Source organism: Bacteroides nordii, from assembly GCF_019930665.1.
GTDB classification, from domain to species: domain Bacteria; phylum Bacteroidota; class Bacteroidia; order Bacteroidales; family Bacteroidaceae; genus Bacteroides; species Bacteroides nordii.
This window is the reverse complement of the sequence record NZ_CP082886.1, coordinates 5,365,165-5,387,519: the sequence shown is the minus strand read 5'-3', so window position 1 is coordinate 5,387,519 and position 22,355 is coordinate 5,365,165. Positions and strand designations below refer to the sequence as shown.

Sequence of the window (22,355 nt, the reverse complement as noted above, 5' to 3'; positions counted from 1 at the left end):
AGCCTTAAATATAAAAATTTAACTTTAAAAAAAACATCATGAAAAGCAACTTAAAAAAATTATCAACATTGTTGATTCTACTAATGATTGTATCATGTTACAATGACAGATTTGATACAATAGACTATTCGTTATCAGTCGAAGACAATAATAATGAACTCAAAAAAGAGGTTAATCTAAGAAGTGAATTTTCATTGGCTTTAGCTAAGGTCTTTGCTGAAAGTAAAGATGTGAGAGAACTTATAAAAAAGGAAGCTTTAAAGCAGTTTGATTATGATTACGATGTTTTATACATGTTAGTCAAAGATAAAAAAATAGGAAATAATAAAACATTGGAAGAACTTTTATTAAAATATATGAATAAAGAAAACCTCCTTATTCTAATACAAGAAATTCCAACTTTGACTATATTCGTACCTTCTCTTCCTGAAGAATCCTTTTCTGCAGAAAAATGGGATATTAAACAGGAAATACCTTTTGTTGCATATAAAAACGAGGATAATACAATATCATACGTGAATAGTGCAGGAATAGTTAATACTTTTGAGGAAGATGAAATTCCAGTATTCCCTATTGTAGTAATAAAGCCATCAGAAAGAATTGTTTTGCAAAAAGGGACTCGAAATTCAAATTCGTCAACAGTACTACATGCTGAGAATGGAATCAATTTTGTGTTTGAATTCGATGAATTTGATAACGTTACATCACCACAAATTAAAACCAGAACATCTACAACAACAATTCCCGATCTTTTCAAAAAAATTTATGACGCTAAAAAGTTTTCTGATCAAAATGATATTTGGCAAAGAGATTACATTTACTATAATATTTCAAAAAAAGACGGAAAAGGCGTATTCCAAAAAAACATTTCTGAGTGCATCTATTCTCTTGAATTATTAGGAGATCCCAATAATATGTTTAGACTAATAGCAGATCAGGAAGGAGACCCTCACTATTCTGAAACAGAGTCATTGAGACCGGGATCAGGATCGTCTAGGCCGAAGCCAAAATCAAGAAGTGAAGACTACCATAGAACACAAGCCGGTTTTTGGTATGGAGGAAACTTTGAGTTTTTAGTAAAAACTTATATTAGCAACAAACAACTGAGTTCTAATGAAATTATTAAAGCAGTATCTATCCACCCACTGCATTTGTTTGATCTAGCCATAGAACGAAACGGACGGAGACCTGCAAAGGTAGTGGGAATTAATAAGATGAAAAAGTATTATTTACCTACTCCAATACCTATTTTCGATTGGAATATAGAAAACTATTCTACATCTATTAAAATATCTATTGAAGAAAAAGATAATCAAGAGACATCTATGAAAACATCAGAAACAACAAGTACATTTGCTACAAATTTTGAATTTAATGCAGGCTTTAAAGATATAGTCAAAGTAGGTGCTAAAGTTTCTACATCCACAACGCTAAAAGTTTCTACTGTAGTAACAACATATTTGAATAGCGATCAACTAGGAGATGTCATAATCAATTTTGGAGATGACATTGTAGTAAAAGACGAAATGGAAATTATTAATTCCCTTGTCGAGTACGATCAAAATGGAGTAAGGAAAACCACTGACTCTTACGGACCCGTATTAAATCCTAGATATAATTCTGGATATTATAAATTGGGAATCCTTCCTTTACCACAATACTAATCTAAATTATTGAGGGTGTGTATTCTATGTTTCTACGCAAGAAAAACTTTGTTTTTGCGTAGAAACATAGAATACACACCCTCATAATCCCATATTCATGCTTATCTTTCACTTTTCTATAAAAAATTAAAAATCTTCTCTCCTTATCGTAAGGAAAGATACTAAAATAGAACACTTTTTCATATAAGAATTGAATGTAGATACTTTTTTTGAAATTTCATTATAAAATAAACGATTATGAATGCAACAATAAAGCTATTAGGTTATATTCTAATTTCACTTTTTCTCTTTTTATCATGTAGCAAGGATGACGAAAAAGAGATTATAGAAGAGAATTATGAAATGAATATAAAAGTGGAATATACTAAATGGTCAGAGTCATATCCGGATGAAGGTTCTAAAATATATATATATTTTAATCGCCAAATGGAGGATTTCACTGCCATGAGGTATGATGCAGATGGCGTATATTATTCTGATGATAAAATTATTGGACCAGACAAAACGGATATCGCAGACAAAAATGGATTAGCGGTTATTGATTTTAAAGATCATTTAAATATGAAATTCTCATTAGCAGTCGAAAGCAGGCATACAAAATTAAGAGCGTTTATGTATTTTGAAAAGTATGTTTTTGCAAAAGAACACACCTTTAGCTTTTTCAAGTCAACCTTTGAATAGCGACTGATATAAAAAAGAAATCTATCCATCCCATATATTTCTGTTACTTTTTATATCAGCCCCTCATCTGCGAAACTATAGTATTTGCCATCACAAACAATCACATGGTCTATCAATTTAATATCTATGGATTTGGCTGCATTGAATATTCGCTGTGTCAGCACCTGGTCTTCCTGGCTGGGATGAATATTGCCCGATGGGTGGTTATGAACTACGGCAATCTGGGTAGCACGTTGCAACAATGCTTCCCGAAGAATAGACCGCACATCCACAAACGTTCCGGCGATACCTCCTGTACTAATCCGGACAGAACTAATTACTTTGTTTCCCTGATTTATCAGCAATACCCAGAACTCCTCAAGCGCAAGATCGCACATCAACGGATGAAATACCTCATAGATATCTTTAGAACAACGAATCACGGCCCGTTCTTTTATTTCCTGTAACCTGCGCCGTTTGCCAAGTTCCAGAGCAGCCATAACAGTAATACTTTTGGCCGGTCCAAATCCTTTAAAACGAGAATAATCACGCACTTCCCAACGAGCAAGTTCATTCAAATCGTTGTGGCAGGAAACAAGTATCCGCCGCATCAGTTCAACAGCACTCTCTTCTGTATTTCCCGATCCGATAAGGATAGCCAATAACTCAGCATCACTCAGTGCATCAGCTCCTTTCACCATCATCTTTTCACGTGGACGGTCTTCTTTGGCCCACTGACAAATAGTAAGTTTTTGCGACTCTTTCATTTATAGAAGTTTTTCCGAAATGCTTCGAACTCACCACGTTTCAAGATACAACGCTGCCACCAGGCTCTCCAAAAGCCGCTCCCATAGCCAATGAGCTGTATAAAGGAGGCGGCAACCGAATAAATGCCAATACGGAAACTACGGTTCTGAACAGTAGAATCCATACAGACCAATAAAGCATAAAGAACAATAGGCAGCAGACTAAATAGGCAAAACGGAGTACCAATAAGCAGTATTACTACTCCCAACGTAAACACAGCAGGAAGCAAATGTACCAGTTTCAATGATTCCGGATATTTTTTATAAAGATTGATACGGGCAATACCCGAATTATGTACTTGCTTGAAGAATTTCCTCAAATCCGTACGCCGCTTATGATATACCCAGGCACCCGGAAAGAGTCTGCAACGGTATCCTTCTTTAAAGATACGGATACTAAAATCAATATCCTCACCAAACCGCATTTTAGAAAAGCCACCTAAAGCCTGGTATACCTCCCGTCTCACTCCCATATTAAAGCTGCGCGGATAGAACTTGTCCATCTTCTTTTTCCCGCCGCGAATGCCTCCGGTAGTAAAGAAAGAAGTCATGGAATAGTTAATCGCTTTCTGAATATTCGTAAAGGAGTCATGAGCACGATCGGGACCTCCGAAAGCGTCTGCCGGAGCAGTCTTCAATTCCGTTTCTATTGCATCGAGATACCCTTCAGGAAGAATACAATCAGAATCTAATATTATCAGATACTCACCCTGACTTCGTTCTGCCCCATAGTTACGGGTTTGCCCCGGACCGGAATTCGTTTTTTGGTAATATTTCAAATCAAGGACAGCCTTATATTTCTCAGTCACTTCCAGACATGGTATGGTAGACCCATCTTCTACTACTATCACCTCAAAATCTTTGAAACTTTGATCTGTAAGACTTTGCAATAGTTCATCGACCTCATCGGGACGATTGTATACGGGTATGATAACGGAGTATCTCATAGTTATTGTTTTATCTATATTGCAAAGATACATCATTATTTTAATAAAAACGGGGCTACTCCTAATTAGGATAGCCCCGGTCTGTATATTATCTGTTTTACAGATTATTTACTCACAACAGTCATTGTGTCTGATGCAATCAGTAACTCTTCATCCGTAGGAATAACTACTACCTTTACCTTTGAATCATCTGAAGAGATGATAGCTTCTTCACCACGCACTTTATTCTTTTCGGCATCTATCTTCACGCCCATGAATTCGAGTCCTTCGCATACACCGGCACGGCAACTTGCCTGGTTTTCACCCACACCACCTGTGAAAAGAATAACATCTACACCACCCAAAGCAGCAGCATATGCACCAATGTATTTCTTAATGCGATAGAAATACATATTCTCTGCCAGAATTGCTTTCGGGTTTCCTTCAGCTACGGCAGCTTCCAATTCACGCATATCACTTGATACACCAGAGATACCGAGTACTCCGCTCTTCTTGTTGAGCAGATTAGAAACACCTGTCGTAGTCAAGCCTTCTTTATCCATAATGAAAGTCACTGCACCGGCATCAATGTCACCACTACGTGTCCCCATCATCAAACCCTCCAATGGAGTAAGTCCCATCGTAGTATCGATACATTTGCCATCTTTGATAGCAGCAATAGAACCGCCGTTACCGATATGGCAGGTAATGAGTCTCAAGCCCTCTGCTTTAATACCCAAGTATTCACATACACGCTGTGAAACATAACGATGAGAAGTTCCATGGAAGCCATAACGACGCACACCGTATTTCTCATACAGTTCGTAAGGCACAGCATAAAGATATGCATAATCCGGCATTGTCTGATGGAAAGCCGTATCAAATACACCCACCTGAGGAATATTAGGAAGGATAGCTGAGACAGCATTTACACCTTTCAGATTAGCAGGATTGTGAAGCGGAGCCAAATCATTGCAAGCCACAAAAGCTTCCAATACCTCTTTGTCCAGCAATACAGATTTGCTGAAACGTTCACCTCCATGTACCATACGATGACCTACCGCATCAATTTCATCCAAAGACTTAATCGCACCATATTCCGGGCTAACCAAAGTATTAAGAATGAATTCTACTCCTACTGTATGTTCGGGAATATCTTTTTCAAGTACCTTCTTCTCTCCGTTCGGCAAAGTAAGTTTCAGGAATGAACCTTTCAAACCTATCTTTTCGATACCACCTTGTGCAATCACTTCCTTGCTGTCCATGTCGAACAGCTTGTATTTAATGGATGAACTTCCACAGTTCAATACTAATATTTTCATTTTGATTTCGATTTTAAAATTATTTCGCCTTCTTGGCAGCAATAGCCTGATTAGCAGTAATAGCAATCATTCTGTAAACGTCTTCGATAGAACAACCGCGTGAAAGATCATTCACCGGACGAGCAATACCCTGAAGAATCGGTCCTACTGCATCGGCATGTCCCAGGCGCTGAACCAATTTATAAGAAATATTACCTACTTCGAGGCTCGGTACTATCAGCACATTAGCTTCACCTGCAACCGGAGATCCCGGTGCTTTACTTGCACCCACTGAAGGAACCAGAGCGGCATCTGCCTGCATTTCACCATCAATATTTAGCTCAGGAGCCATTTCTTTGGCCAATCTTGTTGCCTCTACCACTTTGTCTACTACCTCATGTTTTGCAGAACCTTTGGTTGAAAAGCTTAACATAGCTACCTTCGGATCTTCAATTCCGGCAACAGCCTGTGCTGTACGAGCTGTACAAACTGCAATCTGAGCCAGCTGAGCAGCATCGGGAACCGGAGTTACAGCAACGTCTCCCATTACAAGCAGACCATTCTGTCCACACTCAGGTGCATGTGTCAACATCAGCATTGCACCAGACACAGTAGTGATGCCCGGACTTGTTTTAATAATCTGAAGAGCAGGACGAAGCACGTCACCTGTTGTATTACGTGCGCCGGCCAACTGACCATCAGCATCTCCGTTTTTAATGATAAGACATCCCAGATACAATGGATTGAGTACCAATTTACGGGCTTCTTCAATAGTCATGCCTTTTTTCTTCCGAAGCTCACACAACAATTGCGCATATTCTTCTTGTTTCGCATGATTTTCCGGGTCAATAATAGTTGCCTTACTGATATTTCCCAATCCCCACTTAGCAGCAGCCTCATGAATTTCATCCGGATTCCCCAGAAGAATAAGGTCAGCAACTTCATCTGTCAAAATCTGATTGGCAGCTTTCAGAGTACGTTCTTCTGTACCTTCAGGAAGAACAATGCGTTGACGATCCGCTTTCGCACGTGCAACAATAGAGTTAATTAAATTGAGCATAGATATTTAATTTTATGTATAATTCCGGTAGTAGGTGTTATTCACGCCGCAAAAGTACACAATTTTGCAATATCTACATTGCAAAACGGGGCGTTTTTACGCCCCGAATATACAATTATTATAATTTAACACTAACGAATGATTTGCGGAGAGACTTCCTTAAACTGTTCCATACACATTCCGATAGAAGCACCGATATAAGTAGGATCACAAATCAGGTATTTGGCACCATCGTCCAGCACCACATAATCACCGGGAATCTCCTCCGTAAAACGGACTGCTGAAGCAATATGATTGGGATAATCGAGTAAAATAGCATCTAAGCCTAACAAATCTTTCACTAAAGTAGAATACAAGATAGCACGGTCTTCACAATCACAAGCCGGATAAAAAAAGTTTTCTTCCAGGAAGAAAGGTTTCTCATAACCAAACTGTGCCCCATCGGTCTGATATTCAAAGCCTGTCTGCACAAACTCTATAAGTATATTAGCAGCCTCTCGCTGAGATTTACCTTTGATAGCTTCTTTCAGAGGAGGATACAAAGTTGCTTTTAACTCTTCACTCATAGGAGTGTGATAATATACCGACACATCACACTGCGGATAGCTCTTATAAAATTCGATCAGGTTCTTATTAACCACCGTCTCCACTTTTACCGAACCGGATTTAGGAGATATGGCTTCTGCATATTCAACCATATTAAACTCAGGCGCCGCATCGATAGAAAGAGAAACATAATTCTTTGCATTCGCAAAATCCTGCTTATAGGTATAAACTCCCATCGGCCCATTCTGCTTTTCCGCATCAAAGACATAATACTTGGTACCCTCCAATATTATATAAGGTATACCATATAATGCTGCGGCAGGTGCTACCATCAGTTTCAGTTTTTCGTTAATCTTGGAAAGGCGTACTTTATATCCCGATTTATTCAGAATAAACATTTGAAAAAAAGCAATATCATCTTTCTGCTGTTCACCATAAAGCTGTTCGCCAAGCTTCTTAGTAAACAACAAATACCCCCAGTCACTCATCTTCTTCTCTTCACGCAGAGTCATGCAATCCTTTATCAATTGTTCATGATCCGCTTTACAAAGCTGGCTCCACGCATCGGCAACATCTGCTTCCCGATTCCCAGCCAATGCAAGATTTTCGATTGCATCAGTTGCCACATTAAAGGAAGAACCGTAAAAATCAACAGGCGTCCGACGTACAGGACTCTCTGATTCCGGTACCACCGGAATATCTATTTTCACGGGAAGATAGGGCCGCCCCGGAATATACACTCCTGGTACAGGTTTATCCGTAATAGATGGTAAAGCGGGTTTCTTTATCTCAACCGGTTTCCCTTCAAGAGTAGGCCTTTCCATTCCCGGTATTCTTGGAGGAGCCGGTTTAATTTCAATGGGTGCTTGTGACCGTTTACCATCAAATACCGGTTGTTTGACAGGTTCAGGACGTACCGGCGCTTCTACAGCATCAAATGCCTCAAACTTAGTCCACGCTTCTCTAAGAAAAGTATCAAAGTCGGCATCTGCCTTATTTTTAAAATCATTAAACTCTTTCTGTTGCTGCTTTTGAAAACTATCAAATTCCTTTTCAAAGTCAACATCTTGCGCCATTGCCACCGGAACAGCCAATAGCCCAATCACAAAAGGAAAAATACACTTCATCTTATTCATCTGCGTATTGTTTTTAGTAACCAGCGACTCATTATTATCCTACTTAATCAACACCATCTCATAGAAAGCACAACGCTGGTTGACCGGGATTGAATAGACCCATTTCAGCACATTCTGATAAGTAACCACTTCTGTAAAAGGAATATTCTCTTTAGTAGCTACCATCATAATGTTGATCTTCTCATTGTCTTTACCCGGCTGTTTTTCCATAAGATAATCCACTGCATTACTGAAAGGAATCTTATACTCCTGCCCTGCTTTGAGCAGATTGTTTGCCTCGTATGTATTGGGATACAGCAATGCTCCTCCCGTACTGTCAAACCAGAAAAATTTAAGATAAGAATCCGTTCCATGCACCGTCAGCCGGCACGTAAACGCATCCCCTTCCTTATAAAGGGTTTCCACCCCCTTCACTTCAAGTGCATAGGCATTATCAGGTTTGGCATTCTTCTGCACAGTAGCATCAATCGTCACTACTTTATAAAGGCTACGGGTATCTGTGTCCCATATCTCTTCTATTTTTTTATGGGTAACATTTATCATGCCCCCAATAGCAAGCACACTCATCTGTGAGTATGCCTCATGAAACTCTTGCCCGTCATTCTGAGTTATCTGCCCGAAAACCGACCAGACGTTTTCCATCACCCCAGCTTTCTGTAAAGCAGCTTTCTTGGCTTCCATAAAAGCGCGCTCCTCAGCTTGCTTCAAAGTGATCTCTTCACTGACCTGCCAACGCCCCTGTACCCCTTTCACCTTAACAATGTCCTGGGCACAAAGGCTTCCGGCAGATATCAACAATAAAATAGCTATAACTCCGAGTAGCCTATTTATTCTCATTCAAATCTTTCCCTTTTTAATAATCGATCTTTAATATCCTAACTTATCCAGTTCTTTGGCCAGGTCTTCCGACTTCTTTGCCAATTCGGCACGTACTGCACTAATCGCAGCCTTATTCGCAGATTCCAGGCTATACCCAAGTGTTACCATCACCTCTACATTTTTGTTTTCAAGCGTTCTATATACTTCTACCAATGGCGTGATACGTCCCAAAGTAGCCGAAATCACACTTTTACTGGCAGCAACTACACTTGAAAGACTGGCAGCTTCTTCCTGTCCCATATCATCATTGGCCACTTTTGCCTCAATCAGCTGAGACACTTTTGTTTGAATCTGCCCCGCAAGTTCTATCTTGGCAGCATTGGTTGCCTGCAAAACAGCAGAAGACTGATTACCACCAATAGCTCTTGAAGAAGCAACATACCAGAACGGAGTTCCGTCCGGAGTCATTTCTGCCTGCTTCTGCCACGCATTCTCTATCTGCTTATCTAATGGTAATTTCCCAATTGGAGTTTTAAACCCTTCTTTTGTTAATTTCTTAGCTTCTTTACGTGCATCTTTAAGTGCCTTTTTTTTCAGTTCATTGTTCAAAACTTTCTCCTGTTTTGCCATTGTTTTGTAGTCTTTCTTGGTAGCCTTTTCTTGTGCAAAGGTATTTACAGATAACATCAGGGCAAAAACCGTGAAAACGCTGATTAGTAAGTTCTTCTTCATATTCGTCTTGTTTTAGTAGTTAATATTCGTTTTTTAAATCGGACATTGATATTTGCAAAAATATATATATTTTCCTTTCTATTCCTTTTTTCATTGTTTTTTTTCATACAATTGAATGGTTAAAATAATTTCTTCACGGAAAACAGTGACAACTCTCCTACTTATTTCATAACTTTGCACCGTTTTCAAATTCAATAGGTATAAAATATGATACGTCAGTGTGCCATTTTATTTGGCTGTTTGGCTTTGGGTGAATTGATTGTTTTTCTCACGGGAATTAAGCTCCCGTCCAGCATCATAGGAATGTTGCTGCTCACCCTGTTTCTGAAATTGGGTTGGATCAAGTTGCATTGGGTGCAAGGTATGTCCGACTTCTTAGTTGCTAATCTGGGATTCTTCTTTATTCCACCAGGAGTTGCCCTTATGCTCTATTTTGACATCATTGAGGCACAATTCTGGCCGATAGTAGTTGCAACCCTTATCAGTACCATCCTGGTGCTTGTTGTCACCGGATGGGTTCACCAATTAACACGTAAAATCAAATGAATTATTTAGAAAATGAATTCTTCCTGTTGGCTATCACCTTCGGGATTTACTTCTTTGCCAAGTTACTGCAAAAGAAAACGGGATTTCTTTTGCTGAATCCTATTCTACTCACTATAGCCGTCCTTATCATTTTTCTGAAAATAACCCATATCAGTTATGAGACCTACAATGAAGGCGGCCACCTGATTGAATTCTGGCTTAAACCGGCAGTAGTAGCGCTGGGCGTACCCCTGTATTTGCAGTTGGAAACGATCAAAAAACAATTGCTACCCATATTATTATCACAGTTGGCAGGCTGTTTTGTCGGAGTTGTTTCCGTTGTACTGATAGCCAAACTAATGGGAGCTTCACAAGAAGTTATTCTCTCTCTGGCTCCGAAATCCGTAACCACTCCTATTGCCATGGAAGTAACCAAAAGCTTGGGAGGTATTCCTTCGCTGACAGCAGCAGTAGTAGTCTGTGTCGGATTACTGGGGGCTATACTCGGATTCAAAACAATGAAACTGATGCATGTAGGTAGTCCGATAGCCCAGGGATTATCCATGGGAACCGCTGCTCATGCGGTAGGAACCTCCACTGCGATGGATATCAGCAGTAAATATGGAGCGTATGCCAGTCTGGGATTGACATTAAACGGAATATTTACTGCATTATTAACTCCAACAATTCTCCGATTATTAGGTCTTCTCTAACAAAAACGTCCTCTAATTGTTATATTATTAAGCGAAATGCAAAATAGATTTTTATATGATAAATTTTAAGGATATTACTATCCAGGACAAGGATACCATTACATCTTACACGATGAACAGTAGTCGCCGTAATTGCGACCTTTCTTTTTCCAACCTTTGCAGTTGGAGATTTCTGTATAACACCCAGTTCGCCATCATTGACGATTTCCTGGCATTCAAATTCTGGGTTGGAGACGAACTGGCCTATATGATGCCTGTCGGAAAAGGAAATCTGAAAAAGGTACTGGACATGCTCATTGAAGACGCAAATCAGGAAGGGCAACCGTTCTGTATGTTAGGCGTGTGTTCATGTATGAGAGAAGAACTCGAGGAGATTATGCCGGGACAGTTTACATTTACTGCCGACAGAGACTATGCCGATTATATCTACCTGCACACCGATCTGGCTACGCTAAAAGGAAAAAAATTCCAGTCGAAGCGAAACCATATCAATAAATTCCGAAATACATACAGCAACTATGAATATACCCCTATCACTCCTGATCGTATTCAGGAATGTTTAGATCTGGAAGCCGAATGGTGTAAAGTGAATAACTGTGACCAACAGGAAGGTACCGGTAATGAACGTCGTGCCCTGATTTATGCATTGAATCATTTCGAAGCATTAGGGTTAACAGGTGGGATACTTCACGTCGACGGCAAGATCGTTGCATTCACTTTCGGGATGCCTATCAACAAAGAGACTTTCGGTGTACATGTAGAAAAAGCTGATACAACAATTGACGGGGCTTATGCCATGATCAACTATGAATTTGCCAATCACATCCCCGAACAATATATCTACATTAACCGCGAAGAGGATTTGGGTATTGAAGGTCTGCGAAAAGCCAAACTATCCTACCAGCCCGTTACTATTCTGGAGAAGTATATGGCATGCTTTAAAGAACATCCCCTGGAAATGATTAAATGGTAAAATAAAGAAATGACCAAACAACAGATAAAAGCTTTGTGGAAACTTTGTTTTGACGATAGCGATGCGTTCATCGATATGTATTTTCGCCTGCGTTATAATGACGAAGTAAATATTGCTATAGAAAGTGGTAAGGAAGTAGTCTCTGCACTTCAGATGATACCCTATCCTATGACTTTTTGTGGCGAACAAATCCAGACCTCATATATCTCCGGTGCTTGTACCCATCCCGATTTCCGGGGAAACGGAGTCATGCGTGAGTTACTTTCACAGGCATTTGCACGTATGAGGTATAATCGCGTAGTTCTTAGTACACTAATCCCCGCAGAGCCCTGGTTGTTTGATTATTATGCGCGTATGGGGTATATGCCTGTATTTCGTTATTCGGAGAAAAAAATATCACAATGGGACATAAGTCCTGTGCCGGATATCTTCATAACGAAATTAGCAGATGCCAATGAAGAAGTATATCAATATCTCGATAAAAAAATGTCTGAGCGCTCTTGCTGTATTCAGCATACTTTTAGTGACTTTAAAGTAATTTTTGCAGATCTGCTTATCAGTAAAGGCACATTCTACATAGCTACCGTTCAGGAGCAGATAGCAGGCATAGCCGTTGTTTATCCGAATGGTAATGGATTACAAATAAATGAATTGCTGACAGAAAACAGCGAAATTGAAAAAGCATTGCTCTATCATATCCGGCAGGAAGCAGGTACCGACGCTATAACAATGATTACTCCCCCTATGGCTGCCGAAGAACAATATCCCCTCGGCATGGCACGTATCATTGATGCCAGAACTATTTTACAGTTCCATGCGGCCTTGCATCCGGAAATTGAAATGAACATAAAGCTAACAGACGAACAATTGGCTATAAATAATGGCTACTACTACCTTTACAAAGGAAAATGTAAATTCAGTAAAGAGCGGTTGTTAGGTAGCCACCGGCAATTGACCATCGGGGAACTATGCGAAAAGCTCCTCTCTCCATTACAACCTTATATGAGTTTAATGCTGAATTAACAGCTATCATGCAAAGCATTATCTACTAATCCTTTCGTACTCTTCTTTAGATTTAAGGATACAGAACATCCGGATGTTGTTAAGCAAAACACCCGGATGTTCTGATTCACAACATGGGGATGTTTTCACCGACAACATCCCCATGTTATTGATTCTTTCCATTTGATTTATTACAGGCAGAAATAGGGTAGTCTGATTGTATGATAAGTATTGGTTTACACACTTAAAGTAGTAAACACGGTAGTGATCATATAAAAGAGAGCATCCTGCACACCTCTCAGCTTTTGTCATTGAAATGCCAAGAAATAGTGTACAGGATGCAAGTGTGCTTCGGAAAGATTTGTATAAGATTAATTTAGAGTCCGCTAAAGTCTACCCCTTCAAAGACCAATGACGGGATACGCCAGGATGAAGACAACCGCGGATCGTTTCCTGTTTCGGACAACGACGACCAGAGAGTCAACATATTACCAGTCACATTCATTTCGGATACAGGCTGTGTCAGCTTCCCATTTTCAATAAGGAACCCTTCGATACCATACGAAAAGTCTCCTGTAGAACTATTACAGTTCCCCCCATTAAAGCCTGTCACAAGAATTCCATGGTCCACTCCGGCTACCAGCCCGTCGAGATCCTTTAAGCCCGTTTGCATGACTAGAATAGAGGGTGAGTTAATAGTTGGAGAAACTCCCATCTTTCTGGCATTATAGGTATCAATAAAATAAGTTTTCAACACTCCATTCTCAAAAACCGGACGTCGTTCTGTTGCTACGCCTTCACTATCAAAATAGCGGGCGCCAGATGCCTGTTGCAGATGCGGTTCGTCTATTAATGTCATCTTATCGGCCAGTACTTTTTCGTTCAGTTTATCCAGCAGGAAAGAATTTTTCTGCTGAAGAGAAGATCCATAAAGAGCATCTACCAAGGGACTTAGTAGCTGACTGACATTCATTGGATCCACCACCATCGTATATTTACCGGATTTCGCTTTTCTTTGTCCTACCTTACGCAAGACGCGTTCCAGAGCTTTCTGCCCGACGCCTTCTTTCACCAGTTTATCAAAATAGAGTGATGATTCATACCAACCAGCAGAAGGGCGTGCCTCTCCTTCGCCCTTTATTGCAACCTCGGCATAAAGAGAATACCAACTTGATTTTGTTTCTCCTTCAAAACCATTACTGGTGATCCGGTATCCAAAATTATCTCCATCGCTATAAGAAGAGCTGACAGAAATAATACGGTCATCTCTACCCAGTGCCTCTTCGGCAACCGCTTTTGCCAATGCTACTTTATCATCGGGACGGATGGAAGAGAATTTCGCATCCAACAACTTCAAATCGGGGCTTCCCCCTTTATAATAGCGGGAAGCATCCGGCAATACACGTGCCTCATCCTTTGCCAGATAACGGGTAGAGTCAATACCATTCTTTATAAATGTTTCAAGTTCTTTCTTATCCAGCCGATTGGTAGAATAGGTTCCATAGCGTCCGTTTACATATAAGAAAATGGTCAGGCCATTTTCCGAAGCCTGCTGTAAACGGTCCATTTTGGCATCACGCAACTCAAAAGAAGAGTTTGATCCGGCATAAAGATTCACTTTTGCTTGCTGACAACCATTCTTCAAGGCATAATCCATTGCCCATTGTGCCAGTTTTTTATTGCTATCTGAAATCATAAGAGTTGAAAGTTGAGAGTCGAAAGTCGGGAACTAAATATATATCTTTACCACATTCCGCGAAATTTCAACTTTAATTTTTAATTTCTAATTTTTAGTTCTCACTGTTTCCTCAGTTTTCTCCTCCAACGGTCAGTTTACTAACCAACGCCGAAGGCATACCACAAGTCACCGGACAAGATTGTCCATCCTTTCCGCAAGTCCAGGTACCATTATCAATCTTGTCATTATTAGCCACCATAGTAATATCTGCCAATGCTTTCGGACCATTCCCGATGATATTGATATCTTTAATGGGTTGTGTCAATTTTCCATCTTCGATCAGATAACCCGATTTCACGAAGAAAGTAAAATCACCTGCTCCAATCTGCACCTGCCCGTTTGTAAACTGATCGACAAAAATACCTTGTTTCACAGATGCTATAATATCTTCCTCTTTCATATTGCCCGGCTCCATATACGTAGCACGCATACGAGGAATCGGCATATTCCGGAAAGTCTCACGCCGTCCGTTTCCAGTTGGAGCAATACCATAATGTTTGGCACTGATACGGTCGTGCATATAACTGGTTAAAACTCCTTCTTTAACGAGATATGTTTTCTGTCCTTCCACTCCCTCATCATCAAAGTTTACAGATCCACGATTGAAAGGAATAGTACCATCATCTATTACAGAAATATGTTCATTGCACACTTTCTTATTCAACTGATCGGAGAAAATAGATACATTCTTACGATTGAAATCTGCTTCAAACGCATGTCCGATAGCCTCGTGCAACAGGATACCGGAACCTCCTGCACCCATCACCACAGGCATCTCTCCACCTTTAGGCTTGATGGCTTTAAAAAGAATGGCTGTATTATCTACGGCTTCACGTGCCAAAATATCAACCAGGTCATCAGACAGAAACTCAAACCCTTTACGATAAGCACGGGCAGCATAACTGTTTTCCGTCTTTCCGTTTTCCTCCATAATGCAGACAGCACCAAGTGTCACCATAGGTCGATAATCATAATACATCACGCCTTCACTGTTACAGAAAAGAATATGCGATGTCGAATCACTTTGATTGGCCATTACTTTGGACACACGTTTATCCAGTGCAAATATTTTGTCATTCAGCTTTTGAAGATAAGGCATCTTATCTTTCAAACTGATCTCCTCCCAAGGAGTAGTGATCGGATAATAGTTTTTCTTCAATGTTTTTTCTGCCAGACGTACAGGACCGTATTTCTTCTTGCCGGATGCAATACGTGCAGCCGTACGTGCAGCATTCAACATATCGTCAAGTGTCACATTTTCCACATAGGCATAACCGGTCTGATCGCCTGCCAGCACACGCACCCCCATACCAAAATCTATATAGGAATTACAGCTATTCACCGCCCCGTCTTTCAAACTGATTACATTGGTGAAGGTATGTTCAAAAAAGAGATCAGCATAATCTCCTCCTTTTTCAAGGGCTGTTGCCAATACTTTCTTCATATCTTCTTCGCCCACACCAAAATGATTCATTGCCTGCGAAAGCGCCGCCTTCTGGTCAGCTCCTCCCAAAGCTCCCTTCACCGAAGGAATAGCCAACGCTGAGCCTGCAGCCAACGAACCTAATAATGCCATACCTCCTGTTCTTATAAAATTTCGTCTGTCCATAATATATCTATTATTTTTAGGATTTCTTCGTTAATAAACTTTCCAGCTCTTCGGCACTCAAACGAAGATAAAACTGCCCCTGATAAGCAACAGAAATCGATCCGGTCTCCTCAGATACAATAATAGCATGCGCATCCGATTCCTGTGATATCCCCATTGCAGCACGATGACGAAGCCCCAATTCTTTGGGTATATCCAGATTGTGAGATACCGGCAGAATGCATCCGGCAGCTTTAATACGCTTTTTACTTATTACCATCGCACCATCATGCAAAGGACTGTTTTTGAAAAAAATATTTTCTATCAAACGCTGATTTACATCCGCATTAATAATTTCTCCGGTACGTACTACCCCATCCAAAGGAACATTGTGTTCAATCACAATCAGGGCGCCTACCTTTTGTTTACCCATACTGATACATGCCATTACCACCGGCATGATATCTTCATGTTCTAATGACTCTTTTTTATTCCCGGTAAAAAAACGCGCCAGGGCATTGACATGCTGATGCGAACCAAGCGTAAGCAGAAAACGGCGTATCTCATCCTGAAAAAGTACAATCAGAGCCAGCACACCGACATTCATCAAAGTATTAAAAATAGAACCCAGAAGTTTCATCTCAAGCACCTGAGTTACTACCAGCCACATCAGAATCAGCACAAGAATACCTGTGAACACTTTGATAGAACCCGAAGCTTTCATCAATTTGTAGACATAGTACAAAAGGAAAGCCACCAACAGGATGTCAATAAAATCTTTGATACCAAACTCAAAAAACATACCGGCAGCCATGGCTATTATTTGATATTCACCCATATAAACATTTACAATTTATAACTTACAATTTTCTCCACCATCCTTACTGCTTCCACTGCTTCACGCACATCATGTACCCGCAGGATATTGGCTCCCTTCATTAAAGCAACCGTATCCAATACAGTAGTTCCGTTCAGAGCGTCTTGCGGCGTACCTCCAAGCAAACGATAAATCATTGATTTTCTTGAAACACCCACCAATAAAGGCAGTTCGAAAATACTGAATTCTTCAAGGTGTGCCATCAGTTCATAATTATGCTCTAACGTCTTACCAAAGCCAAAGCCCGGATCAAGAATAATGTCTTTCACACCCAAATCACGTAACTGCTGCACTTTCATGGCGAAATACATAAATACCTCCTTAAGCAAATCGTCATAATGTGGCTCAGATTGCATATTCTGAGGTGTACCTTGCATATGCATCATGATATAAGGCACTCCCAACCGGGCAACAGTTTCAAACATTTTCGGATCCATCTCTCCGGCTGCAATGTCATTGATGATAGCAACACCATATTCCTTTACACATTGTTCCGCCACATCAGCCCGGAACGTATCTACAGAAATAACAGCGTCCGGATGATTACGAACCACAATTTCCAATCCTACCCGTAAACGACGCATCTCTTCTTCGGCAGAGATGTTTTCCGCATTAGGGCGGGAAGAGTAAGCACCAATATCAATTATGGAAGCACCTTCGGCCAATATTTGTTGTGCACGTCCGACAATATCTGCCTCAGTTTGCATCCGGCTTCCGGCATAAAAAGAATCAGGAGTAACATTCAGAATACCCATCACTTGTGGGACAGAGAGATCGAGCAACTGCCCGTTGACATTTAAATATCTATGCGCTAATGAGTTCATTAATCTCGTTTTTCGGTTAGATTATTGCAAATGTAGAGAAAAAAAGCAAGTAACCGCCTATTATCACAAGAAATTGTACCGGATACGGCATTCTCTTAGTGCTCATTAAGAAAGAATCTTATCAAATAAAAAGAAAAGGAAGAGATTTCCGGCTATTCTTTTCACACGATTCAAGATTATACTCTATCTTTGCTGCTGTCTTTATAACTATAGAAAGAATATGGAACTCTCTGCTCTCTACCAGATATTTCTGGAATGTAATACAGTAACTACCGATAGCCGCAATTGCCCTAAAGGCTCTATGTTCATTGCCCTCAAAGGTGATTCATTCAATGGGAATGCTTTCGCCACACAAGCTATTAACGACGGGTGCGCATACGCAATTGTTGACGAAGCAGCTCATGCAGTGAAAGGTGACAAACGCTACATCCTTGTAGACAGTTGCATCGAAACTTTACAACAACTGGCCAACTACCATCGTAGGCAATTAGGTACCCGGATCATTGGTATTACCGGAACTAACGGGAAAACAACCACCAAAGAATTGATCTCAGCCGTACTGTCACAATCCTATAATATTCTTTATACGCAAGGTAATTTAAACAACCACATTGGAGTACCTGTTACCCTTCTTCGCCTGAAAGCAGAACATGACCTTGCAGTCATCGAAATGGGAGCCAATCATCCGGGAGAAATTAAATTCTTAGCAGAGATAGCCGAGCCGGATTACGGCATTATTACTAACGTGGGTAAAGCACACCTCGAGGGTTTCGGCTCATTTGAAGGAGTTATAAAAACCAAAGGAGAACTGTATGATTTTCTGCGTAAGAAAGAAGGTGCAATTATCTTCATTCACCACGACAATCCATATCTTATGAATATTGCTTCCGGACTGAATCAAATACCTTACGGAAATGATGAATCACTCTATGTCAATGGTCATGTGACTGGGAACTCGCCTTACCTTACCTTTGAATGGAAAGCAGGAAAGAACGGTGAAAATTACGAAGTAGAAACCCTGTTAATAGGAGAATATAATTTCACTAATGCTTTGGCTGCTATTACTATCGGACGCTTCTTTAAAGTTGAACCGCAAAAAATAAATAAAGCACTCACTGAATATGCTCCGCAAAACAATCGTTCGCAGCTGAAAAAAACAGCCGAGAACACACTGATTATCGATGCTTATAATGCCAATCCTACAAGTATGATGGCAGCACTGGAGAACTTTAATAAAATGACAGTTGCGCATAAGATGCTAATATTAGGAGATATGCGCGAACTGGGAGCTGAAAGTGCAGCTGAGCACCAAAAGATAGTAGACTTCATTAAAGCATGCGAGTTTGAGAAAGTCATATTTGTTGGAAACCTGTTTGCTGCAGCCGAACATTCATACCAGACATACTCCAATGCCCAGGAACTTATACAGGCATTACAGACCGATAAGCCTAAAGATTATACCATCTTAATAAAGGGCTCTAACGGAATAAAACTTAGTTCAGTAGCAGATTATCTATAATCTGCTACTGTTTCCCTTTTATTGTTTGTTTCAGCATCCGGGGGCGTATCCAATAGTAACCGATAAGACTGGCAAAGATTGCCCCCAAAGAATTGGCTGTAAAGTCTAACCAATCTCCTCCACGATACGTTGTACAATACTCCTGTAACAACTCTACACACCCGCTAAACAATACCGGGCAAACAAAGGCACCGACCCATGCATGCCACATAGGAGAATCTCCTTTTCTGTGAGTACGCAAAAACTCCAGCCACAACATGCCGGACATACCGAAATACATACAAAAATGAACAATTTTATCTATATTGGGTATTTTGCTTAACTCTGTTGAAGGTGGTCTAAAAAACGACAGGTAGATAACTACCAGAATAATTAACAGAGAAACCGGGTATTTCTTAATATAATAAAGCATATCTAAATAAATTACAGATGTTGGGCAAATATAAGGAACATTTCTTATATTTGCATGTTTAAGTAAGATAAATATATCGAATTGTAAGATAAATAAAGCTTTTATGACTAAAAATGACAGAGCGAACTTTGGCACTAAGTTGGGGGTGATACTTGCCTCTGCAGGATCAGCTGTAGGACTGGGTAATATATGGAGATTTCCATACGAAACCGGTAATCATGGCGGTGCCGCTTTTATCATTATTTATCTGGGTTGTATTTTTCTTCTGGGACTTCCGATCATGGTATCCGAATTTCTTATTGGACGCCATTCTCGCGCAAACACCGCCAGAGCTTATCAAAAGTTAGCTCCCGGTACGCATTGGCGTTGGGTAGGACGTATGGGAGTACTTGCCGGCTTTCTTATTCTCAGTTATTATTCGGTAGTGGCCGGATGGACGCTCGAATATATTTTCGAAGCATTAACCAACGGTTTTTCAGGTAAAACTCCGGATGAGTTTATTTCTTCATTCCAGACTTTCTCAAGCAACCCATGGCGACCGGCGATTTGGCTGATCCTATTTCTACTCGGTACTCATTTTATTATTGTGAAAGGCGTAGAGAAGGGAATAGAGAAATCTTCCAAGATAATGATGCCTATGCTGTTTATTATCATCCTTATATTAGTAATATGTTCTGTGTCTTTGCCAGGAGCAAGCAGAGGTATCGAGTTTCTACTCAAACCAGATTTCAGCAAGGTAGACGGAAATGTATTCTTAAGTGCAATGGGACAAGCTTTTTTCTCACTTAGTTTAGGGATGGGGTGTCTTTGTACCTATGCTTCCTATTTTAGCAAAAAGACCAATTTAACTAAGACAGCTTTCAGTGTAGGGATTATTGATACAATTGTAGCCGTACTTGCAGGATTCATCATCTTCCCGGCTGCTTTCTCTGTGGGTATTCAGCCGGATGCAGGTCCAAGCCTCATCTTTATCACCCTGCCTAATGTATTCCAGCAAGCATTCAGTGGAGTGCCGTTATTGGCGTATATATTCTCTGTGATGTTTTATGTACTGCTGGCAGTGGCAGCTCTTACTTCTACTATCTCTTTGCATGAAGTTGTTACAGCTTACTTGCACGAAGAGTTTAAGTTTACTCGCCACCGGGCAGCATTATTTGTTACAGGAGGGTGCATCTTCCTCGGTATACTCTGTTCTCTGTCACTTGGAGTAACAAAAGGTATTACTATTTTCGGATTAGGAATGTTCGACCTATTTGATTTTGTCACCGCAAAAATCATGTTACCACTGGGTGGGTTGTGTATCTCAATATTCACCGGGTGGTATCTGGACAAGAAAATCGTCTGGAGCGAGATTACAAACGATGGTACACTGAAAGTCCCGGTTTATAAACTCATTATCTTTATCCTGAAATATATTGCACCTATTGCAATCTCCTGTATCTTTATCAATGAGTTAGGATTACTCAAGTAATATGTGGAAAGACTTTTTCTACTTTTCGCGTACAGAACGGCAAGGTATCATAATTCTTGCCGCTTTGATTATTTTGGTCGGTACAGCTTCATGGTTTATACCGCCAAGAGAAGTAGCAAAAATTGAAGATAACCAAAAATTCGAAGAAGAGTATGCCATTTTCATGGCATCACTAAAAGAAAAAGAACAACAAAAAGAAGTAAGTTCTAAAAAATACCAGTATGAAAAACGAGAAGTAATACTCGCTTCTTTCGATCCTAATACGGCAGACTCTATTACTTTTCTTAACCTGGGACTTCCGCTATGGATAGCAAAGAATATTTTGAAATACCGTGCCAAAGGAGGACGCTTTCGCAAACAGAGTGACTTCCAAAAAGTATATGGATTGACAGAAAAGCAATACACAACTCTCGAACCTTATATATCCATAGCAGATATACCGAAAGAACAGGACACAATTCGCCTGTTTAGTCATCAGGAACCGCGGGATACTCTACAATATTACAAATATCCGAGTGGAACAACAATCAGCTTAAACCAGGCTGACACCACTGAATTAAAAAAAATCCCGGGTATAGGAAGCGCTATCGCCCGTATGATTGTAGGATATCGGAAAAAACTGGGAGGATTCTACCAAGTAGAGCAACTGCAAGATATTCATTTGGATACGGATAAACTACATGAATGGTTGTTTGTTAACAAGAATGAGACCCAACGGATAAACCTGAATAAAGCAGGAATTGAAAGACTTAGAGCACATCCTTACATCAATTTCTACCAGGCAAAGGTTATTGTTGAGTACCGTAAGAAAAAAGGAGAAATAGAGAGTCTGAGCCAATTCAAACTCTATGATGAATTTTCTGAAAAAGATTTTGAACGGATATCACCTTATGTTAGTTTTCATTGAAATAAAAAAGATGCATCCTTATCACACTAGATAAGAATGCATCACACACAAACAAAACAAACACTCTACCTACTATCTTCACAGACTTCTGTAGAGAAGCGATATAAAGATACAGCTAATTGATTAATATTAATAACCAATCAGCCATATGGTATC

Annotated in this window: 21 protein-coding genes; 9 read left to right on the top strand and 12 right to left on the bottom strand. The window is 40.1% G+C overall.

What is annotated here, in order from left to right; all coding sequences use genetic code 11:
• Positions 1 to 38: 38 nt before the first annotated feature.
• Both K8P02_RS20650 and K8P02_RS20645 read left to right on the top strand, forming a co-directional pair.
• Entirely contained in the window at positions 39 to 1,664 is a 1,626-nt protein-coding gene (locus K8P02_RS20650) for a hypothetical protein (RefSeq protein ID WP_002558962.1), read from the top strand.
• 237 nt (positions 1,665 to 1,901) lie between these two features.
• Positions 1,902 to 2,345 carry a hypothetical protein gene (locus K8P02_RS20645; protein ID WP_002558961.1) on the top strand — a complete coding sequence of 148 codons (444 nt, stop codon included), beginning with the start codon at positions 1,902 to 1,904 and terminating at the stop codon, positions 2,343 to 2,345.
• 50 nt (positions 2,346 to 2,395) lie between these two features.
• Here K8P02_RS20645 and radC read toward each other — a convergent pair whose 3' ends face one another.
• The 7 genes from radC to K8P02_RS20610 form a co-directional block, all read right to left on the bottom strand.
• Positions 2,396 to 3,091 carry a RadC family protein gene (gene radC, locus K8P02_RS20640; RefSeq protein WP_002558960.1) on the bottom strand — a complete coding sequence of 232 codons (696 nt, stop codon included), beginning with the start codon at positions 3,089 to 3,091 and terminating at the stop codon, positions 2,396 to 2,398.
• Positions 3,088 to 4,077: a glycosyltransferase gene (locus K8P02_RS20635; protein ID WP_002558959.1), complete on the bottom strand. Its 990-nt coding sequence runs from the start codon at positions 4,075 to 4,077 to the stop codon at positions 3,088 to 3,090. Before K8P02_RS20635 ends, radC begins: the two co-directional genes overlap by 4 nt.
• 104 nt (positions 4,078 to 4,181) lie before the next feature.
• On the bottom strand, positions 4,182 to 5,378 hold the full coding sequence (locus K8P02_RS20630; RefSeq protein WP_002558958.1) for an acetate kinase: 1,197 nt from the start codon (positions 5,376 to 5,378) through the stop codon (positions 4,182 to 4,184).
• Between the two features lie 19 nt (positions 5,379 to 5,397).
• Positions 5,398 to 6,417 carry a phosphate acetyltransferase gene (gene pta, locus K8P02_RS20625; protein ID WP_002558957.1) on the bottom strand — a complete coding sequence of 340 codons (1,020 nt, stop codon included), beginning with the start codon at positions 6,415 to 6,417 and terminating at the stop codon, positions 5,398 to 5,400.
• Between the two features lie 131 nt (positions 6,418 to 6,548).
• Positions 6,549 to 8,099, bottom strand: coding sequence for a hypothetical protein (locus K8P02_RS20620; RefSeq protein ID WP_025867686.1), 1,551 nt, complete (start codon positions 8,097 to 8,099; stop codon positions 6,549 to 6,551).
• A 39-nt stretch (positions 8,100 to 8,138) separates the two neighbouring features.
• Positions 8,139 to 8,936: a DUF4384 domain-containing protein gene (locus K8P02_RS20615; RefSeq protein WP_002558955.1), complete on the bottom strand. Its 798-nt coding sequence runs from the start codon at positions 8,934 to 8,936 to the stop codon at positions 8,139 to 8,141.
• A 30-nt stretch (positions 8,937 to 8,966) separates the two neighbouring features.
• Entirely contained in the window at positions 8,967 to 9,650 is a 684-nt protein-coding gene (locus tag K8P02_RS20610; RefSeq protein WP_002558954.1) for a hypothetical protein, read from the bottom strand.
• A gap of 207 nt (positions 9,651 to 9,857) precedes the next feature.
• On the opposite strand from K8P02_RS20610, the gene K8P02_RS20605 reads away from it, so the two are divergent.
• From K8P02_RS20605 to K8P02_RS20590, 4 genes are read left to right on the top strand one after another with little or no spacing between them, the layout of a single operon-like run.
• Positions 9,858 to 10,196, top strand: a complete 339-nt coding sequence (locus tag K8P02_RS20605) for a CidA/LrgA family protein (RefSeq protein ID WP_002558953.1) — start codon at positions 9,858 to 9,860, stop codon at positions 10,194 to 10,196.
• Positions 10,193 to 10,888: an LrgB family protein gene (locus K8P02_RS20600; protein WP_002558952.1), complete on the top strand. Its 696-nt coding sequence runs from the start codon at positions 10,193 to 10,195 to the stop codon at positions 10,886 to 10,888. The genes K8P02_RS20605 and K8P02_RS20600 overlap by 4 nt, the downstream gene beginning before the upstream one ends.
• Before the next feature lie 55 nt (positions 10,889 to 10,943).
• Positions 10,944 to 11,861 carry a DUF2156 domain-containing protein gene (locus K8P02_RS20595; protein WP_002558951.1) on the top strand — a complete coding sequence of 306 codons (918 nt, stop codon included), beginning with the start codon at positions 10,944 to 10,946 and terminating at the stop codon, positions 11,859 to 11,861.
• Positions 11,862 to 11,870: 9 nt separating this feature from the next.
• Positions 11,871 to 12,884, top strand: a complete 1,014-nt coding sequence (locus K8P02_RS20590) for a GNAT family N-acetyltransferase (RefSeq protein WP_195349481.1) — start codon at positions 11,871 to 11,873, stop codon at positions 12,882 to 12,884.
• 355 nt (positions 12,885 to 13,239) lie between these two features.
• Here the strand turns inward: K8P02_RS20590 and K8P02_RS20585 are convergent, their stop codons facing one another.
• From K8P02_RS20585 to folP, 4 genes are all read right to left on the bottom strand, one after another.
• Positions 13,240 to 14,559 carry a TldD/PmbA family protein gene (locus tag K8P02_RS20585; protein ID WP_025867685.1) on the bottom strand — a complete coding sequence of 440 codons (1,320 nt, stop codon included), beginning with the start codon at positions 14,557 to 14,559 and terminating at the stop codon, positions 13,240 to 13,242.
• 112 nt (positions 14,560 to 14,671) lie between these two features.
• Positions 14,672 to 16,210, bottom strand: coding sequence for a TldD/PmbA family protein (locus tag K8P02_RS20580; protein WP_002558947.1), 1,539 nt, complete (start codon positions 16,208 to 16,210; stop codon positions 14,672 to 14,674).
• A gap of 16 nt (positions 16,211 to 16,226) precedes the next feature.
• A complete protein-coding gene (cdaA, locus tag K8P02_RS20575) occupies positions 16,227 to 16,991 on the bottom strand; it encodes a diadenylate cyclase CdaA (RefSeq protein ID WP_044095016.1) in 765 nt (254 codons plus the stop codon).
• A 44-nt stretch (positions 16,992 to 17,035) separates the two neighbouring features.
• Complete coding sequence (gene folP, locus K8P02_RS20570) at positions 17,036 to 17,890, bottom strand: dihydropteroate synthase (RefSeq protein ID WP_007483652.1); 855 nt, start codon at positions 17,888 to 17,890, stop codon at positions 17,036 to 17,038.
• A gap of 220 nt (positions 17,891 to 18,110) precedes the next feature.
• Here folP and K8P02_RS20565 point away from each other — a divergent pair, with 220 nt between their 5' ends.
• Positions 18,111 to 19,409, top strand: a complete 1,299-nt coding sequence (locus K8P02_RS20565; RefSeq protein WP_025867684.1) for a UDP-N-acetylmuramoyl-tripeptide--D-alanyl-D-alanine ligase — start codon at positions 18,111 to 18,113, stop codon at positions 19,407 to 19,409.
• A gap of 4 nt (positions 19,410 to 19,413) precedes the next feature.
• On the opposite strand, the gene K8P02_RS20560 is transcribed toward K8P02_RS20565, so the two are convergent.
• On the bottom strand, positions 19,414 to 19,821 hold the full coding sequence (locus K8P02_RS20560) for a VanZ family protein (RefSeq protein ID WP_002558943.1): 408 nt from the start codon (positions 19,819 to 19,821) through the stop codon (positions 19,414 to 19,416).
• 103 nt (positions 19,822 to 19,924) lie between these two features.
• On the opposite strand from K8P02_RS20560, the gene K8P02_RS20555 reads away from it, so the two are divergent.
• Positions 19,925 to 21,292, top strand: coding sequence for a sodium-dependent transporter (locus K8P02_RS20555; protein WP_195349479.1), 1,368 nt, complete (start codon positions 19,925 to 19,927; stop codon positions 21,290 to 21,292).
• A gap of 1 nt (position 21,293) precedes the next feature.
• A complete protein-coding gene (locus K8P02_RS20550; RefSeq protein ID WP_025867683.1) occupies positions 21,294 to 22,199 on the top strand; it encodes a helix-hairpin-helix domain-containing protein in 906 nt (301 codons plus the stop codon).
• Positions 22,200 to 22,355: the final 156 nt, after the last annotated feature.

Bases quoted from the DNA above. Each gene is read 5' to 3' on its own strand.
- K8P02_RS20650 (WP_002558962.1), top strand. From the start codon at position 39: ATGAAAAGCAACTTAAAAAAATTATCAACATTGTTGATTCTACTAATG.
- K8P02_RS20645 (WP_002558961.1), top strand. From the start codon at position 1,902: ATGAATGCAACAATAAAGCTATTAGGTTATATTCTAATTTCACTTTTT.
- radC (WP_002558960.1), bottom strand. From the start codon at position 3,091: ATGAAAGAGTCGCAAAAACTTACTATTTGTCAGTGGGCCAAAGAAGAC.
- K8P02_RS20635 (WP_002558959.1), bottom strand. From the start codon at position 4,077: ATGAGATACTCCGTTATCATACCCGTATACAATCGTCCCGATGAGGTC.
- K8P02_RS20630 (WP_002558958.1), bottom strand. From the start codon at position 5,378: ATGAAAATATTAGTATTGAACTGTGGAAGTTCATCCATTAAATACAAG.
- pta (WP_002558957.1), bottom strand. From the start codon at position 6,417: ATGCTCAATTTAATTAACTCTATTGTTGCACGTGCGAAAGCGGATCGT.
- K8P02_RS20620 (WP_025867686.1), bottom strand. From the start codon at position 8,099: ATGAATAAGATGAAGTGTATTTTTCCTTTTGTGATTGGGCTATTGGCT.
- K8P02_RS20615 (WP_002558955.1), bottom strand. From the start codon at position 8,936: ATGAGAATAAATAGGCTACTCGGAGTTATAGCTATTTTATTGTTGATA.
- K8P02_RS20610 (WP_002558954.1), bottom strand. From the start codon at position 9,650: ATGAAGAAGAACTTACTAATCAGCGTTTTCACGGTTTTTGCCCTGATG.
- K8P02_RS20605 (WP_002558953.1), top strand. From the start codon at position 9,858: ATGATACGTCAGTGTGCCATTTTATTTGGCTGTTTGGCTTTGGGTGAA.
- K8P02_RS20600 (WP_002558952.1), top strand. From the start codon at position 10,193: ATGAATTATTTAGAAAATGAATTCTTCCTGTTGGCTATCACCTTCGGG.
- K8P02_RS20595 (WP_002558951.1), top strand. From the start codon at position 10,944: ATGATAAATTTTAAGGATATTACTATCCAGGACAAGGATACCATTACA.
- K8P02_RS20590 (WP_195349481.1), top strand. From the start codon at position 11,871: ATGACCAAACAACAGATAAAAGCTTTGTGGAAACTTTGTTTTGACGAT.
- K8P02_RS20585 (WP_025867685.1), bottom strand. From the start codon at position 14,559: ATGATTTCAGATAGCAATAAAAAACTGGCACAATGGGCAATGGATTAT.
- K8P02_RS20580 (WP_002558947.1), bottom strand. From the start codon at position 16,210: ATGGACAGACGAAATTTTATAAGAACAGGAGGTATGGCATTATTAGGT.
- cdaA (WP_044095016.1), bottom strand. From the start codon at position 16,991: ATGTTTTTTGAGTTTGGTATCAAAGATTTTATTGACATCCTGTTGGTG.
- folP (WP_007483652.1), bottom strand. From the start codon at position 17,890: ATGAACTCATTAGCGCATAGATATTTAAATGTCAACGGGCAGTTGCTC.
- K8P02_RS20565 (WP_025867684.1), top strand. From the start codon at position 18,111: ATGGAACTCTCTGCTCTCTACCAGATATTTCTGGAATGTAATACAGTA.
- K8P02_RS20560 (WP_002558943.1), bottom strand. From the start codon at position 19,821: ATGCTTTATTATATTAAGAAATACCCGGTTTCTCTGTTAATTATTCTG.
- K8P02_RS20555 (WP_195349479.1), top strand. From the start codon at position 19,925: ATGACTAAAAATGACAGAGCGAACTTTGGCACTAAGTTGGGGGTGATA.
- K8P02_RS20550 (WP_025867683.1), top strand. From the start codon at position 21,294: ATGTGGAAAGACTTTTTCTACTTTTCGCGTACAGAACGGCAAGGTATC.